The 15,331-nt window shown below is 63.5% G+C and carries 17 protein-coding genes; 8 read left to right on the forward strand and 9 right to left on the reverse strand.

Translation table 11 applies throughout. From position 1 onward, the window contains the following. Nucleotides 1–126 precede the first annotated feature (126 nt). From BI343_RS16670 to BI343_RS16685, 4 genes are all read right to left on the reverse strand, one after another. Entirely contained in the window at nt 127–699 is a 573-nt protein-coding gene (locus BI343_RS16670) for a DJ-1/PfpI family protein (RefSeq protein ID WP_071110553.1), read from the reverse strand. Nucleotides 700–792: 93 nt separating this feature from the next. Further along, entirely contained in the window at nt 793–1,344 is a 552-nt protein-coding gene (locus tag BI343_RS16675; RefSeq protein WP_071110554.1) for a GrpB family protein, read from the reverse strand. Next, entirely contained in the window at nt 1,337–1,762 is a 426-nt protein-coding gene (locus BI343_RS16680; RefSeq protein WP_071110555.1) for a GNAT family N-acetyltransferase, read from the reverse strand. Before BI343_RS16680 ends, BI343_RS16675 begins: the two co-directional genes overlap by 8 nt. Continuing rightward, entirely contained in the window at nt 1,763–2,299 is a 537-nt protein-coding gene (locus BI343_RS16685) for a GNAT family N-acetyltransferase (protein ID WP_071110556.1), read from the reverse strand. A 156-nt stretch (nt 2,300–2,455) separates the two neighbouring features. Between BI343_RS16685 and BI343_RS16690 the strand changes: the two genes are divergently transcribed. After that, on the forward strand, nt 2,456–2,824 hold the full coding sequence (locus tag BI343_RS16690) for a VOC family protein (protein WP_071110557.1): 369 nt from the start codon (nt 2,456–2,458) through the stop codon (nt 2,822–2,824). A gap of 48 nt (nt 2,825–2,872) precedes the next feature. Here the strand turns inward: BI343_RS16690 and BI343_RS16695 are convergent, their stop codons facing one another. The 3 genes from BI343_RS16695 to BI343_RS16705 form a co-directional block, all read right to left on the reverse strand. Beyond that, nucleotides 2,873–3,466 (reverse strand): thymidine kinase, encoded by a 594-nt coding sequence (locus BI343_RS16695; RefSeq protein WP_339375046.1) that lies wholly within the window; start codon nt 3,464–3,466, stop codon nt 2,873–2,875. Nucleotides 3,467–3,827: 361 nt separating this feature from the next. After that, nucleotides 3,828–4,676, reverse strand: a complete 849-nt coding sequence (locus BI343_RS16700) for a 23S rRNA (adenine(2030)-N(6))-methyltransferase RlmJ (protein ID WP_071110559.1) — start codon at nt 4,674–4,676, stop codon at nt 3,828–3,830. 12 nt (nt 4,677–4,688) lie between these two features. Then, entirely contained in the window at nt 4,689–5,438 is a 750-nt protein-coding gene (locus BI343_RS16705) for a tRNA pseudouridine(65) synthase TruC (RefSeq protein ID WP_071110560.1), read from the reverse strand. 103 nt (nt 5,439–5,541) lie between these two features. On the opposite strand from BI343_RS16705, the gene BI343_RS16710 reads away from it, so the two are divergent. From BI343_RS16710 to BI343_RS16740, 7 genes are all read left to right on the forward strand, one after another. After that, on the forward strand, nt 5,542–5,781 hold the full coding sequence (locus BI343_RS16710) for a hypothetical protein (RefSeq protein ID WP_071110561.1): 240 nt from the start codon (nt 5,542–5,544) through the stop codon (nt 5,779–5,781). Between the two features lie 122 nt (nt 5,782–5,903). Beyond that, complete coding sequence (locus BI343_RS16715) at nt 5,904–6,908, forward strand: BMP family lipoprotein (RefSeq protein ID WP_043622806.1); 1,005 nt, start codon at nt 5,904–5,906, stop codon at nt 6,906–6,908. Nucleotides 6,909–7,026: 118 nt separating this feature from the next. Beyond that, entirely contained in the window at nt 7,027–8,556 is a 1,530-nt protein-coding gene (locus BI343_RS16720) for an ABC transporter ATP-binding protein (protein WP_071110562.1), read from the forward strand. Next, the gene (locus tag BI343_RS16725) at nt 8,553–9,644 is read left to right on the forward strand and encodes an ABC transporter permease (protein WP_071110563.1); all 1,092 of its coding nucleotides are present in this window, start codon (nt 8,553–8,555) and stop codon (nt 9,642–9,644) included. Before BI343_RS16720 ends, BI343_RS16725 begins: the two co-directional genes overlap by 4 nt. Nucleotide 9,645: 1 nt before the next feature. Next, nucleotides 9,646–10,611 carry an ABC transporter permease gene (locus tag BI343_RS16730; protein WP_043622798.1) on the forward strand — a complete coding sequence of 322 codons (966 nt, stop codon included), beginning with the start codon at nt 9,646–9,648 and terminating at the stop codon, nt 10,609–10,611. A 130-nt stretch (nt 10,612–10,741) separates the two neighbouring features. After that, nucleotides 10,742–11,929, forward strand: a complete 1,188-nt coding sequence (locus tag BI343_RS16735) for a molybdopterin molybdotransferase MoeA (RefSeq protein WP_071110564.1) — start codon at nt 10,742–10,744, stop codon at nt 11,927–11,929. After that, nucleotides 11,926–12,264, forward strand: coding sequence for a 2Fe-2S iron-sulfur cluster-binding protein (locus BI343_RS16740; protein WP_043625448.1), 339 nt, complete (start codon nt 11,926–11,928; stop codon nt 12,262–12,264). The genes BI343_RS16735 and BI343_RS16740 overlap by 4 nt, the downstream gene beginning before the upstream one ends. Before the next feature lie 53 nt (nt 12,265–12,317). Here BI343_RS16740 and BI343_RS16745 read toward each other — a convergent pair whose 3' ends face one another. Continuing rightward, nucleotides 12,318–13,409, reverse strand: a complete 1,092-nt coding sequence (locus tag BI343_RS16745) for an AI-2E family transporter (RefSeq protein WP_071110565.1) — start codon at nt 13,407–13,409, stop codon at nt 12,318–12,320. 57 nt (nt 13,410–13,466) lie between these two features. After that, complete coding sequence (locus BI343_RS16750; RefSeq protein WP_244886679.1) at nt 13,467–15,263, reverse strand: protein-disulfide reductase DsbD; 1,797 nt, start codon at nt 15,261–15,263, stop codon at nt 13,467–13,469. Nucleotides 15,264–15,331: the final 68 nt, after the last annotated feature.

Raw genomic sequence — 15,331 nt, forward strand, 5'->3', positions numbered from 1 at the left:
GTTTGCGTGGCAGGTTGTTCAGACCATCCCTTGGGAATCGCCGCCGATGCGCTTTGACGACATGTCAACGTAGCGCGGCCCACGCAGAGACCCTGAGCCAAGGCGCGCGACAAGGAGGCAAGCTTTTTAAGCCCGCTTGCGATGCTCGGCGGCGTGCATGGCCAGGTAGGCATCCAGGTCGGCGCCGCCTAAGCCCAGCGTATTGAGAATTTCAGCCATGAAGCTCACCGGCGCGGTGCCGGGAGCGGTGACCACGCCTTGGTCGGCAACTGCGTAAGGCACATCCTGATAGTAAGCGGCGCCCGCGTAAGCAGGCGCAGACAAGTTGTCCGCGGAGTTCGAAGTGTGGCGGACCTTGTCCAGCACGCCGGCTTGCGCAAGCACTCGGGTGCCGTCGCAAATGCCGGCAACCACAATGTTTTGGGCATGGGCGGCGGCAAGCAAGGCGGTCAGGTCCGGCGCTTGATCGGTTTGCCAGATGGTGCCGCCGCATATGATGAGCAGGTCTAGCTCATCGAGTTGAATGGACTCAATGGCCAGATGCGGGGTTACCATCAGCCCGCCGGATGAGGTGACGGGCGTGCCGCCGGGTGTGGCAAAGCGTACCTCGCAACCATAATAAAAACGCAGCGAGGAGTTGATCAGGGCCGTTTCCCAGTCGGAAAAGTGCTCGGTGAGGATGGTGATGGCGCGCGTCACAGAATTGTCCTTGTCAAGTTTTGGATGGCCCGGGGCTGTGCCGGGTGTCCGGAATGTAATCCATGGCGCGGTCAGTTTCTGTCAGTAGCCGTGTTAGCCCTGCCGCCAGCCGCTTCGCTCTGCCCATTGCTCCGCCGCCAGGTAGATCAAGTCCACCGCGGGATCCTTGACGTCGGGATAGGTTTCCCAGTCCGGCAGGCTGTTTGCCAGCCTGCGCTTCAGTTCCCCGTAGGCGGCCGCCATGGCCGGCTGCGCGCGCAGGTAGTCGCGAAACAGCATTGCGTAGCGCTGGTTGGCGCTGCCGGCGCGGCGCACATGGATATGGGCGCGGCGTTGGCCCGCGGGTTCGCGGAAAAAGAATTTCGACCATTGCTCCGGCGCGTCGTCGCTGCCTGGCGGCAGATGGTCGCGGTTGAACGGCTTGCGCTCAAAGCCGGCTGCGCTCAGGCGGTTGGCCATGTTTTCGTCCAATTCCGCCACCGTGATCTGCGCGTCGATCACGTCTTTTGCCGCCAGGCCGGGCACGGCGGTGGAGCCGATATGGTCGATGCGAAGCGCCAGATCGCCCAGCGCGGCGCGAAGTTGGCTTACGATGGTTTGGAACTCCGCGGCCCAGCGGGGTTGATGCGGCACGATCTCAATCATGTCGCAGGCTTTCCGAGAAGTGGAAGGCCACTATGTCCATCTTGCGGTTCAGATAGAAACGATGGGCGCGGTGGCGCTGCACGCCGGAGTCCAGATGGATTTCGCTGCAGCCCTGATCCTTGGCCAGCTGGCGCAGCCAAGACATCATCGCCGCGCCGTGGCCATGGGAGCGCGCGCCGTCGTCGGTGGCCAGGTCGTCAACGTACAGGCTTTTGCCGGCCACCAGCGTACGCTGGATGCGGAAACCCGCCACGCAGGCTACGGCATCGCCGCTCAGTAGATAGGCCAGTTGGTAGCCCTCCGCCATCTGCGCGCGCACGACAGCGACAAAGTCTTCCGCCTGCAGATGCGGCCGCAGTTGGCGCATCACGGCGAAGCAGCGTTCTATTTCCTGGTCTTTCGCGGCCAGTTGAATCATCTATTTCTCCTGTATATGGCTGTACATCCAGAAGTCGCGCGACGGGCCGCGCACCTTGCGATAGCTGCGCAGCAGCCCCTCGCGCGCGAAGCCATTGCGTTCCAGCACCTGGATGGAGCGATGGTTGGCCGGCAATACCGTGGCCTGGATGCGGACGAGGCCGACGTGGCGGTGTCCCCATCGAAGCAAGCTGGCGCAGGCCGCAGCGGCCAGGCCCCGTCCCCAGACGACGGGGGAGAGATCATACGCCAATTCTGCGCTGGCATTGACGGGCGTGATGGTATGGAAGCCGGCGGTGCCGAGCAGGCGGTCGCTGTCGCGGTCGGCGATGGCGAAGCGCAGGGCGCTGCTATCGGTGAAATGCTCCATTTGCCAGGCGTAGTGCTCCAGCTCGGCAGGGGACTGCACATTCCAGCTGGTGTGCTGGTAGACAGCTTCCTGCGTCAGATAATCGAACCAGGGTTCGATATCGTCCTGACGCAGCGGTCGGAGGATGGCTTGCGGGTGGTCTAGAACCGGCATTTCTGTGAATAGCATGGCGTTTTTCCAGATGATTTATGGCGTACGAGCGATGCATTTGTAAGGAGTTTGTCATTTCCCAGATATGCACACTACTGACAAAATTTGACAGTGCCATGGCTTAGCATGAACGCATGCCGGGACGTGACCGGTGTTCAGTCAAGGAGAATCGCCATGCAACACCCCAATTTTGTGATCCTGTATGTGGACCAGCCGGCGCGCAGCGCCCGTTTCTATTCTCAGTTGTTTGATCTGCAGCCGATTGAGGAGTCGCCCACCTTTGCGATGTTCAAGTTTGCATCCGGCATGCGTTTGGGTTTGTGGTCGCGCCATACGGTGGAGCCGGGCGCCGAGGTCTTGGGCGGCGGCGGGGAGTTGATTGTTCAGTTCGAGGATGTCGCCGCGCTGGATGCGGGGCTGGCGCGTTGGCAAGCCTTGGGTTTGCCCATTTTGCAGCCTATGACCGATATGGACTTCGGCCGCACTTTTGTGGCCTTGGACCCGGATGGGCATCGGCTGCGGGCTTACGTTGTGGCGGAGTGAAAACGGGCCGGCATGGCCGGCCCGAGGCGAGGCTGCCGCGCGGGCGGGTCAATCGCGATGGAAGCATTGGCCGCATACGGCGCGGTAGCGCGCCTCATCGCCGATTTCCACTTGCGGGCCTTCTTTTACCCGATGGCCCTGGCCATCGATACGGATGTGCATCGTCGCCTTGCGGCCGCATTGGCAGATGGTCTTGATCTCTTCCACGTCTTCCGCCAGCGACAACAGCCAAGCGGAGCCGGGGAAGGGGTGGCCGCGGAAGTCGGTGCGCAGTCCAAAGCAGATCACCGGAATGTGGCGGGTGTGGGCCAAGCGGTGCAGTTGCTGCGCCTGCTCAGGCGTCATGAACTGCGCTTCGTCCACCAGGATGCAGGCCGTGTCGCCGTAGTCCTGCGCCAGGAAGTCGAATCCGGCGTCGAAGGTGTTGGCCTCGCGCTGGATATTCAGTCGCGAGGTAACCATGCCCACGCCGTAGCGGTCATCGATGGCGCTGGTGTACAGCGTCACCGCTTTGCCCATGGTTTCGTAGTTGTTGGCGATCTGCAGCAGCTGCGTGCTTTTGCCGCTATTCATCGCGGCGTATCGAAAAAACAGTTTGGCCATGCTGATGGTCGGGAGTGCGAGTGCCGGGGCGCGCAGCATACCATGACGCGCCGTGCTTGTGAGGTCCGAGACGACGCTGGCGTTCTGAGCGGGCATGTTCATGCCGATATTGGGCGCGGTATTGGAGTGCGGGGCTGGCGAATGATGAAACGATTCGCAGGGGTGAGAGAGGCGAAGTGGGCTGGCGCTGGCAGATAGTGTCATGACTAGGTCATGAGTCGACCGATTTGACATAATTTTGCGAATAGGGCGGTAGGGATTTCCATTGCAATGCAAACGGCATTATGCATATGCGTAGCTTTTTGTCATGTAGTTTTGTTTCATTTAAAGAAACTCCAACTGAAGATTTTGCCCATGAAAAAAACGCGCCCTTGGCGCGTTTGGGGTTGGCTAGCGGTTTTTATAGATCGCCGCCGGTTTCCAGCACGAAGCTGGCCTTGGCGTCCTGGCCCAAATGCTTCACCAGATAAGGCAGAACTGCGCTCAAGGTTTGCGGCAGCGTCCACGGCGCGTTGAGGATGAATATGCCGCTGCCGTGCATGCCGAAGCCATCTGCCGACGGGGCTTGCACATGCAATTCGGCGCGCAGCCAGTTCTTGGCCGGCAGCTTTTTCAGCGCCGGCAACATCTCCTTCATTTCCACGCGCTGCAAACACGGATACCACACGGCGTAAACGCCGGTGGCGAAGCGCTTCAGCCCTTCCTTGAGCGCGGTTTCCACGTTCTGGTAGTCGCGCTTGTCCTCGTACGGCGGGTCGATCAGCACCAGCGCGCGGCGCGGCGGCGGCGGCAGGACGGCCTTGATGCCGTCAAAGCCGTTGGCTTGCTGGATTTGCACGCGGCGGCCGCTGCCGGCGAAGTTCTGCTGCAGGATTTGCGCGTCGCTGGGGTGCAGCTCGAACAGCCGCAGCTTGTCGCTTTCCGGCATCACGTCCGCCGCGCACCAAGGCGAGCCGGGGTAGAACTTCAGCTCGCCGTCCGGATTCATGCGCTTGACTACGTCCACGTAGTTGCGCACGGCTTCGGGCAGATCGTCGCGCTGCCATAGGCGGGCGATGCCGCTTTCGAACTCGGCGTTCTTGGTGGCGTAACCCTCGGTCAGAGAGTAGGCACCGGCGCCGGCGTGGGTGTCGATATACCAGTAGGGCTTGTCTTTCTGGCCCAGGTAATTCAGCAGTTCGATCTCGATCAGATGCTTGAGCACGTCGGCGTGGTTGCCGGCGTGGAAGGCGTGGCGGTAGCTGAGCATTTTTCTTGTCTTTCAGATGGTTAATTCGATTCCGGCATCGCGCGCGGCGTCGGTCCAGCCCAGGCGCTCGATCAGCGCGGAGAAGCCGGCTTCCAGCGGGCAGGCGATGCGCAGCGGCGCGCCGCTGACGGGATGGGTCAGCTCCATTTCCAGGCAGGCCAGCAGCATGCGGCGGCAATCCAGCTGGTCGGCGAACATGCGGTTGTGGCGGCCTTTGCCGTAGGTGGAGTCGCCGATGATGGGGTGGGCGATATGCTTCAGATGGCGGCGCAGCTGGTGGCGGCGGCCGGTCAGCGGCTCCAGCTCCAGCAAGGCGTAGCGGCTGCTGGGGTAGCGCTCCACCGTGATGGGCAGCTCCACTGTGGCTAGCGTGCGGTAGCGGGTTTGCGCTGCTTGCGGCGCGGTTTCCACCTTTTCGCCTATCCATTCCAGGTCGTCCGGCCTGCGGCTCAGCGGATGGTCGATCAGCCCTTCGGCGTCGGGGTGGCCGCGCACCACGGCGAGATAGCGCTTCTGCACTTGCTGGCGCTCGAACTGCCACGACAGTTCGCGGCCGGCGTCCTTGTCCAGCGCGAACAGCAGGGCGCCGGAAGTGCCCTTGTCCAGCCGGTGCACCGGATAGACGCGCTGGCCTATCTGGTCGCGCAGCAATTGAACGGCGAAGCGGGTTTCGTGGCGGTCCAGCACGGTGCGGTGCACCAGCAGATTGGCCGGCTTGTGGATGGCGATCAGCAGATCGTCCCGATACAGTATTGGCAGCATGGAAATGATGGTTTTGTCCAGGCGGCGATTTTAGGGCTTGCACGGTGCTTTGGATATAGACGAATTGCTTTGCTTAGAATCAATTTGGGCATGAAAAATCAATATGCAAAGCTATGCTTTGGGCATAAGTCCTGATTTGACGGGGCTTTTTCCCAATCAGGATTCTTTAGGTAGAGAAATGTTTGCGACACGGTATTTCAAAGTCGAGAGGAAAATGTTTACAGCCCGGTTAACGGTCATTACAATTCGCCGCGCTCAGAAGAACGACAAAGTGGTGTCTGCAGCCGGTTTTTGCATTGCGCAGGGAGCGGTTCAGGCCGCTTCGGCACAGCTAAGGTTGTAGTTGGCAGGTTACATGCTGTCTGCAATTTCAGCTGTCACCATTCAAGTCCAGTCACTGTTGCACTCGCCGCGCCTGCATGGGGCCATGCGCGCGTTGACCAACTCAAGCCAAGAGTTATAGAGATGACCATCCAACTGAAACGAATCAGCTTCGCAGTGGCTGCCGCGGTTCTGTCCGCCACCGCTTGCGCCAAGGACTTCACTCCCGCCGTGATCTACGATCAGGCCGGCAAGTTTGACAAGAGCTTCAGCGAAGCCGCCTACAACGGCGCCGAGCGTTTCAAGAAGGACTTCAAGGTCAACTACCGCGACGGTCAGATTTCCTCCGACGCGCAGAAGGAACAGCTGCTGCGCAAGATGGCCAGCCGCGACACCGACATCGTGGTCGCCGTCGGCTTCAACTTCGCCCAGGCCGTGGAAACCGTGGCCAAGGAATTCCCCAAGGTCAAGTTCACCCTGATCGACGCCGTGGCCAAGGGCCCGAACGTACAGAGCATCGTGTTCAAGGAACAGGAAGGCTCCTTCCTGGTGGGCATGGCCGCCGCGCTGAAGTCCAAGACCGGCAAGGTGGGTTATATCGGCGGCATGGACATCCCGATGATCCGCGCATTCGGTTGCGGTTACGCTCAGGGCGCCAAGTACGCCAACAAGAACGTCACCGTGCTGCAGAACATGACCGGCACCACGCCGCAAGCCTTCAACGATCCGGCGCGTGGCACCGAGCTGGCCAAGAGCCAGTTTGACCGCGGCGCCGACGTGATCTTCGTCGCCGCCGGCGGCACCGGCATGGGCGTGCTGCAGGCCGCCAAGAACGCCGGCAAGTACTCCATCGGCGTGGATAGCAACCAGAACTATCTGTTCCCGGGCTCGGTCCTGACTTCGATGGTGAAAAAAGTGGACGTGGCCGTCTACAACACTTTCAAGGAAGCCAAGGATGGTTCCTGGAAGTCCGGCGTGAAGGTGCTGGGCCTGAAGGACCAGGCCGTGGACTGGGCGCTGGACAAGTACAACCGCCCGCAAGTCACGCCTGAGATGGAAAAGAAGATCGCAGAGGCCAAGGCTGAAATCATCAGCGGCAAGATCAAGGTAGTGGATTACCGCGCCAACAATAGCTGCCCGGTGCAATAAGCGGAGCAGCCCTCTCCCCGGCCGGTCGGGGGCGCAGCCGCGGTGACTCGTTCATCGCGGCTGTTTGCTGTTGGCGCCGGCGATGGGGATATAAACGAAGATCGGGAACAGACAAAGCATGACCGAGTTTGCCATTGAGCTGACAGGCATCAACAAGAGCTTTGGCGCGGTGCAGGCCAACCGTGATGTGACGATGAGCGTGCCCAAGGGCAGCATTCACGGCATCATCGGCGAGAACGGCGCCGGCAAGTCCACCTTGATGAGCATCCTGTACGGCTATTATCAGGCCGATAGCGGCTCCATCCGCGTCAATGGCCAGGATGCGCGCATCCGCAACAGCCAGGAAGCGATCCGTCTGGGGATAGGCATGGTGCATCAGCACTTCATGCTGGTGGATACCTTCACTGTGCTGGAAAACATCGTGCTGGGCGCCGAAGGCGGCCGCTTGCTCAAGGGCGGCATGGACCAAGCCCGCGAGCATTTGAAGGAACTGAACAAGAACTACTCGCTGGAAGTGGATCCGGACGCGCTGGTTGGGGAGCTGGGCGTCGGTCTGCAGCAGCGGGTGGAAATCCTCAAGGCGCTGTATCGCGGTGCCGACGTGCTGATCCTGGACGAGCCGACTGCCGTGCTGACGCCGCAGGAGGCCGACCATTTGTTCCACATCCTGCGTTCGCTGAAAGCGCAGGGCAAGACGGTGATCCTGATCACCCACAAGCTGCGCGAAGTGATGGACATCACCGACAACGTCAGCGTGATGCGCGCCGGCACAGTGGTCGGCAATGTGCGCACCTGCGATGTGGACAAGGAAAAGCTGGCCGACCTGATGGTGGGCCGCAAGGTGTCGCTGAAGGTGGACAAGGCCGAGCGCGCGCCCGGCGCCGTGGTGCTGGACGTCAAGGGCCTGTGCCTGACCGACGAGCGCCAGATCAAGCTGCTGGACAACCTGAATTTCCAGGTCAAGGCCGGAGAGATCGTCGGCATTGCCGGCGTGTCCGGCAACGGCCAGTCCGAGCTGCTGGAAGTGCTGGCCGGCATGCTGGCGCCGACTGCCGGCAGCATCGCCTACAAGGGCGAGGATTTGCTGAAGCTGCCTTGCAAGCGCAAGCCGCGCGCCGCCGTCTACCGCGAGCGCGGCATAGGCCACATTCCGGAAGACCGTTCGCGCGAGGGTCTGGTCAAGGCGTTCTCCACGTTTGAAAACGCCATTCTGGGCTACCAGGACGATAAATCGCTGCGCAGCGGTTTCCTGTATTCGCGCAAGAAACTGGTGGAGCGCACCCGCGACTTCATCTCCCAGTTCGACATCCGTCCGGGCAACCCGCTGTTGCGGGTGGGCCTGTTGTCCGGCGGCAATCAGCAAAAAGTGGTGCTGGCGCGCGAGATCCACGCCAATCCGGACTTGCTGCTGATCGGCCAGCCGACGCGCGGCGTCGATATCGGCGCGATCGAATTCATCCACAAGCGGCTGGTTGAGCTGCGCGACGAAGGCAAGGCCATCTTGCTGGTGTCGGTGGAACTGGAAGAAATCCTGGCGCTGGCAGACCGCATCCTGGTGATGGCCGGCGGCCAGATCACCGGCGAAGTGGCGGCCAAGGACGCCGACACCATTTCCCTCGGCCTGCTGATGGGAGGGCACAAACATTGAAATTCGGACAACCTTCCACTTTGCCGCGCTGGGCGCAGCTCACCGTGCTGCCGGTGCTGAACTTGCTGGCGGCCCTGCTGGTGACGGGCTTCGTCACCTGGATGATCGGCGAGAATCCGTGGGAATGCCTGAAGCTGCTCGTTAGCGGCGCTTTCGGCTACGGCGAGGGCGTAGGCTATACGCTGTTCTATACCACCAGCTACATCTTCGCCGGCCTGGCGGTGGCCACGGCCTTCCATGCCGGGCTGTTCAATATCGGCGGCGAGGGCCAGGCTTATCTGGCCGGCCTGGGCGTGACGCTGGTGATGCTGGGCTTCGACCACACCCTGCCGTCCTATGTGCTGATCCCGCTGGCGGTATTGGCGGCCATGGGCTTCGGCGCGGCCTGGGCTTATGTCCCGGCTTACCTGCAGGCCAAGCGCGGCAGCCATATCGTGGTGACCACGATCATGTTCAACTTCATTGCCTACTCCTTGATGTTGTACTTGATCAGCCACCAATTGATCGAAGCCGGCTCGCAAAATCCGACCACCCGCATGTTCTCGGAAACCGGCTGGATTCCGCAGATGCATCTGCTGATTCCGGGCATGCCTAGCTCGCCGCTGAACCTGAGCTTCGTCTTCGCCTTGCTGGCCTGCGTGCTGTTCTACCTGATCGTATGGCACAGCCGCTGGGGCTTCACGCTGCGCACGGTCGGCACCAACGACCACGCCGCGCGTTACGCCGGCATCAGCGTCAGCGCCGTCATCATCATCGCCATGTGCGTGTCCGGCGCCTTGTCAGGCTTGGCCTCGGTCAATGATCTGCTGGGCTCCTCGCACCGCATGAACGTGCTGTTCACCAACGGCGTCGGCTTTGTCGGCATCGCCGTGGCGCTGATGGGACGCAACCACCCGGTGGGCATCGTGCTGTCCGCTTTGTTGTTCGGCGCGCTGACCCAGGGCGGCTCCGATCTGTCGTTCGAGAAGCCGCTGATCACACGCGAGATGATCCTGTTCATCCAGGGCCTGATCATCCTGTTCTGCGGCGCGCTGGAAAACCTGTTCGAGCCGTTCATCGCCGGCCTGTTCAAGCGCAAGGACAAGTAATATGGAAATGTTCTTCAGTCTTCTCGATTCCACCGTGCGCGTCGCCACGCCGCTGGTGCTGGCGGCGCTGGCCGGCATGTTCTCCGAGCGCTCCGGCGTGGTGGACATCAGCCTGGAAGGCAAGATGCTGGTGGCGGCCTTCGCTTCGGCGGCCGCCGCCTATGTCACGCATAATCCGTGGCTGGGCCTGCTGGCCGGCATCATGGCCGCGGTGTCGATGGCCATGGTGCATGCTTTCGTCTCCGTCACCTATAACGGCAACCAGCTGATCTCCGGCATGGCCATCAATACCGTGGCTTCCGGCATCACGCCGGTGCTGGGCTTGGCCTGGTTCCAGCAGGGCGGCAATTCGCCGCAGCTGCCGGAGGACGCCCGCTTCCACGAGATCGTGCTGCCGTTCGCCGACGCCCTGCGCGACGTGCCGGTGCTGGGCCTGGTCTACAGCAAGCTGCTGTCCGGCCATTCCATCCTGGTCTACATCACCGTGTTCATGGTGATTCCGCTGGTGGCTTGGGTGCTGTACAAGACTCGCTTCGGCCTGCGTCTGCGCGCGGTGGGCGAGAACCCGCATGCCGCCGATACCGCCGGCATTTCCGTGGCCAAGGTGCGCTACACCGCCTTGTTATGGGGCGGCGTGCTGTGCGGCATGGCCGGCACCTATCTGTCGGTATACCAGACCGGCAGCTTCATCAAGGAAATGACCGCCGGCAAAGGCTTCCTGGCGCTGGCGGCGCTGATCTTCGGCAAGTGGCGTCCGGTGCCCGCGGTGATCGGCTGCCTGCTGTTCGCCTTCGCCGACGCGATCCAGATCCGTCTGGAGGGCGTGGCGCTGCCGGTGATCGGGCAGATCCCGTCGCAGGCCATCGCGGTCATTCCGTATGTGCTGACCGTGCTGCTGCTGGCCGGCTTCGTCGGCCGCGCTGTGGCGCCCAAGGCCATCGGCGTGCCCTTCGTCAAATCGCGCTGATCCCGTCTTCGCGCGGGCATCGCCAAGCCCGTCGGCCTGAGCCGGCGGGCTTTTTGCGTCTTGGCGCATGCTATGATGCCAACTGCGAGCGGCGGGAAGGGGTCCGCCGCCGGACAGAACAGGAAATACGATGCTGAGCTATCAAGAGGCGCTGGCCTGGCTGTTGGAACGCGCCAGGCCGTTGAACACCCACCAGAATCTATCCCTGCTGCAGGCTGCCGGCCGGGTGTTGGCGCAGCCGGTGACCGCCACCATCGACGTGCCGCCGCATGACAACAGCGCGATGGACGGCTACGCCGTGCGCTGCGCCGAGAGCGGCGGCCCCTTGCCGGTGTCGCAGCGGATTCCCGCCGGCAGCGCGCCGCAGGCGCTGGCGGCCGGCAGCGTCGCCCGCATCTTCACCGGCGCGCCGATCCCGGACGGCGCCGACGCCGTCATCATGCAGGAACAGGCCGTGGTGGGCGAGGATGGCCAGGTGGCCTTCAGCGCCGCGCCGCAGGCCGGGCAGAATATCCGCCGCCGCGGCGAGGATATCGCCGCCGGGCAAACCATCCTGGCGCCGGGCCGTCGGCTGACGCCGGCCGATCTGGGCCTGGCCGCCTCTATCGGCCTGGCGCGGCTGCCGGTGCGTCCGCAGCTGCGCGTCGCGGTATTTTTCACCGGCGACGAGCTGGTGGAGCCGGGCCAGCCGCTGGCTGTCGGCCAGATCTACAATTCGAACCGTTTTTGGCTGATCCCGGCCTTGCACAAGCTCGGTTGCGAAGTGATAGACCTCGGCCATGTCGGCGACGCTTTGGAGCCGACGCGGCAATTGCTGCGCGACGCGGCGGCGGTGGCCGACGTCATCGTCACCTGCGGCGGGGTGTCGGTGGGCGAAGAGGACCACGTCAAGGCGGCGGTGGAGGCCGAGGGCGAGCTGACGCTGTGGAAGCTGGCGATCAAACCCGGCAAGCCGCTGGCTTTCGGCAAAGTCGGCGATGCCGATTTCGTCGGTTTGCCGGGCAATCCGGTGTCCGGCTATGTGACGCTGCAGACCTTGCTGCGGCCATTCCTGCTGCGGCGAATGGGATTGATGGAGGGCGCGCCGTTCGCGCCGCGCTTCCAGGCGGCTTTTGTCTGGGACCGGCCCGATTCCAAGCGCAGCGAATTCCTGCGCGTGCGCAAGGTGGCGGGCGCGAGCGGCTGGGAGCTGCAACTGTATCCGCAGCAGGGTTCCGGCGTGCTGATGTCTTGCGCTTGGGCCGACGGCCTGGCTTGGGTGCAGCCGGCGCAGCGCATCCAGCCCGGCGATGAGCTGCCGTACTTGGAACTGGCATGACGCGCATCCGCTTCGTCAGCGACGGCGGCATGCTGCTGAATGAGAGCGAGGCGATGGTGGGCGATAACCTACTGGACGTCGCCCGCCTGGCCGATGTGCCGCTGCACTGGCGCTGCGGCCAGGGCACCTGCGGCACCTGCAAGGTGCGCGTGGCCGGCATGGCCACGCCGCAGCGCCCTGGCCGCAAGGAGCGCAACGTGCTGCTGCGTGCCGGCGCGATAGACGCCGCGCTGGCGGCGCAGGACGAGTGGAACGAGACCGCCCCATGGCGGCTGGCGTGCCATTTGGCCGTGGAGGAAGGTCAGGACTGGACAGTATCTTGCCCGGATTATTGATGCCCTAGGGCGGAAGCCCGGCTATGCCGGGCGTTCCGCCTTGCGCGCGCAGGTCAGCCTTGTTCTCCTTCGCCGGCCATTTCCTCCACTTCCTCCCGCTCCAGCCAGTGCCGCAGCATGGTCAGGCCCACAGCCAGCAGGGTGGGGCCGATGAACAGGCCGATCACGCCCCAGGCGATCAGTCCGCCGATGACGCCAAGGAAGATCACCGACAAGGGCATCTGCGCGCCCTGGCTGATCAGCAGCGGCTTCAGGATGTTGTCTATGGTGTTGATCAGCAGGAAGCCCCAAACCATCAGGAAGGTGCCCAGCGCCGTATGGCCGGTGTAGAACACCCATGCCGCGGCCGGCAGCCAGACGATCAGCGTCGGCAACTGCGCCACCGCGATGATGAAGCACAGGAAGCCCAGCACTAGCGAGCCGGGCACGCCGGCGATCAGCAGGCCGATCACGCACAGCACGGTTTGCGCCAACGCGGTGCCCACCACGCCCGTGGTGACGCTGCGTATGGTGCGGGCGATCACTTCCGGCAGCTCCCCCGCGGTTTCTCCGCCCAGTTTCAGCACGATGCGCTCCACCAGCTCCCACAGCTTGTCGCCGTTGATCAGCAGCAGGCCGGCCACCACGATGGCCAGCACAATCTCGAGCAGGCTCAAGCCGAGGTTGGCACCGCCGGACAGCAGGAACAGCACCACGTTTTGCAGCGCAGGGCGAATCTTGTCGAAGAATCCCGGCAGATCGGCCTGCGTGCTTTGCCACAGCCGGGTCAGGCCTTCACCGGCGAGCGGCAGCGTGGACAACCAGGATGGGGCATCCGGCAGCCGGAAATTGCTCAGCCCTTGGGTCAGATTGGCGAGGTGCGGCAGCGTATCGGCCAGCGTCAGAGCCATCAGGCCGATGGGGATGGCCAGCGCGCAGGACAGACCGAGCACGATCAGCAACGCCGCCAGCTTGTGCCGGCCGCGCAGCCTGAGCTTGAGCCGGCAATACAGAGGCCAGGCGGAAATGGCGATGATAGCGGCCCAGGTGAGGGCGCCGAGGAAGGGTTGCAGTATCCTGATGCAGGCAAGGACCAGCATGGCCAGGATGGCGATCTGGAAAACGTTAAGGATGCTGAGGCTGGATCGGCCGGGAATGGGCAGCATGGTGGTATCCGCAAGGTGAAACGGGGTAGGCCGGCGGCATGCCGGCCCAGATTCGCGCTAGTGTGCCACCTGAGCCAGCTGGCTGGCAAACGTCTCGGCTGGAGTGAAGCCGACGATGCGCTGCGCCTCCTTGCCATCGGCGCCGAACAGAATGATCCCGGGCGGGCCGAACAGGCCGAAACGCTTCAGCAGCGCCTGGTGTTCTGCGTTATTGGCCGTGACGTCGGCGCGCAGCAGCACGAATTGCCCCATCTTGGCTGCCACCTGCGGCTGCGGAAAGACCTCCGCTTCCATCTCCTTGCAGGCGACGCACCAGTCGGCGTAGAAGTCCAGCAGCAGCGGCTTGCCCGCGGCCTTGGCCTCGGCCAGCTTGGCATCGAGCTCCGAGGCGGAACCGATGGCCTGGAAGGCATGGCTGGCGGCGCCCTCGGCGCTGCTGGCGGCGATGAGCTTCAGCGGGTAGCGCGGATTGTCCGCGCCGGACAGCAGGCCCACCAGCTGGGCGCCGCCCAGCAGGAACAGCAGCAAGCCCAGGGCCTTGCCCAGGCGGACGCTGGCCTTGGCGCCGGCCGCCAGGCTATCGAACGCGCCAAGGAACACGGCGGAGCCTATCAGCAGCGCCGCCCACAGCAACATCACCAGCGCGGCCGGCAGGAAGGGAGCGGCCAGCCAGATGGCGAGGCCCAGCATGACCACGCCAAAGGCCGATTTCACCGCCTTCATCCAGTTGCCGGCGCGCGGCAGCACATGGCCGCCGAAGGTGCCGATGACGATCAGCGGCAAGCCCAGGCCCAGCGCCATGGCGTACAGCGCCGCGCCGCCCAGCACGGCGTCGCCGGTGCTGCCGATATAGCCTAGCGCCAGCGCCAGCGGCGGCGCGACGCAGGGGCCCACCAGCAGGGCCGACAGCGCGCCCATCAGGAACACGGTGACGGCCTTGCCGCCTGACAGCTGGTTGGAGGTGTCGGCCAACTTGGATTGCAGGGCGCTGGGCAGCTGGATGGTGAACAAATCAAACATGGACAGCGCGAACACCACCATCAGCGCGCTGGCGGCCAGCACTACGGCGGGCTGCTGCAGCCACACGGTCAGCAGCGAGCCGGTCAGACCGGCCACCACGCCGACGGCGGTGTAGGTGAGCGCCAGTCCTTGCACATACAACAGGGACAGCAGGAATCCGCGGCCGCGGGTGAGGGTTGCGCCCTGGCCGGCAATCAGCGATGAAACGATGGGCAGCAGCGGGTACATGCAGGCGGTGAACGCCATGCCCAGACCCGCCAGCAAGAAAGTGCCCAGTGTGGTCAGCCAACCCTTGGCCGCCAACTCGCTGTTACCGGCCGGCGATTTTCCCGCGGCGGCGGCGCCTCCGAGCCAGGCATTCGCTTTGCCGCCGGCCTCGCCGCTGACGGCGCCGACCTTCAGCTTGTGGGTATACGGCGGGTAGCAGACGCCGGCCTCGGCGCAGCCCTGCAGCCGGACGTTCAGCTGGAAGTCGGCCGGCGCGCCGGGGTTCAGCGGGATGACGATCTGTTGTTTGCCGTGGTAAATCACTTGCTTGCCGAAGTAAGGATCGTTCTTTTCCTGGCCGGTCGGCAGCGTCGGCTTGCCGGTCAGGTCGGCCGGCGTGGTGCTGATGGCGATGCGGTCGCGGTACAGGTAGTAGCCGGGCGCCACATCCAGCGTCAGTTGCAGCTTGTCGCCGCTGCGGCTGATTTCGGCCGCGAAGGCCTTCTCCGGCGGAAGCAGGTCGTCTTGGTTGACCGCATGGGCAGGCAGCGCAATGCTGAGGCAGGCGACGAACGCCATCAGCCATTGCCATGCCAGGCGGTGAATGGAGTTGAGGTATGCTTGCACTTGCAGACTCTGATTGGGGTTGCGATGAAATTAAGACGCGGCGGGCGTGATGCGGTTCCGTTTTGTCT

Origin of the sequence: Chromobacterium amazonense (genome assembly GCF_001855565.1) — a bacterium.
Taxonomy (GTDB): Bacteria; Pseudomonadota; Gammaproteobacteria; order Burkholderiales; family Chromobacteriaceae; genus Chromobacterium; species Chromobacterium amazonense.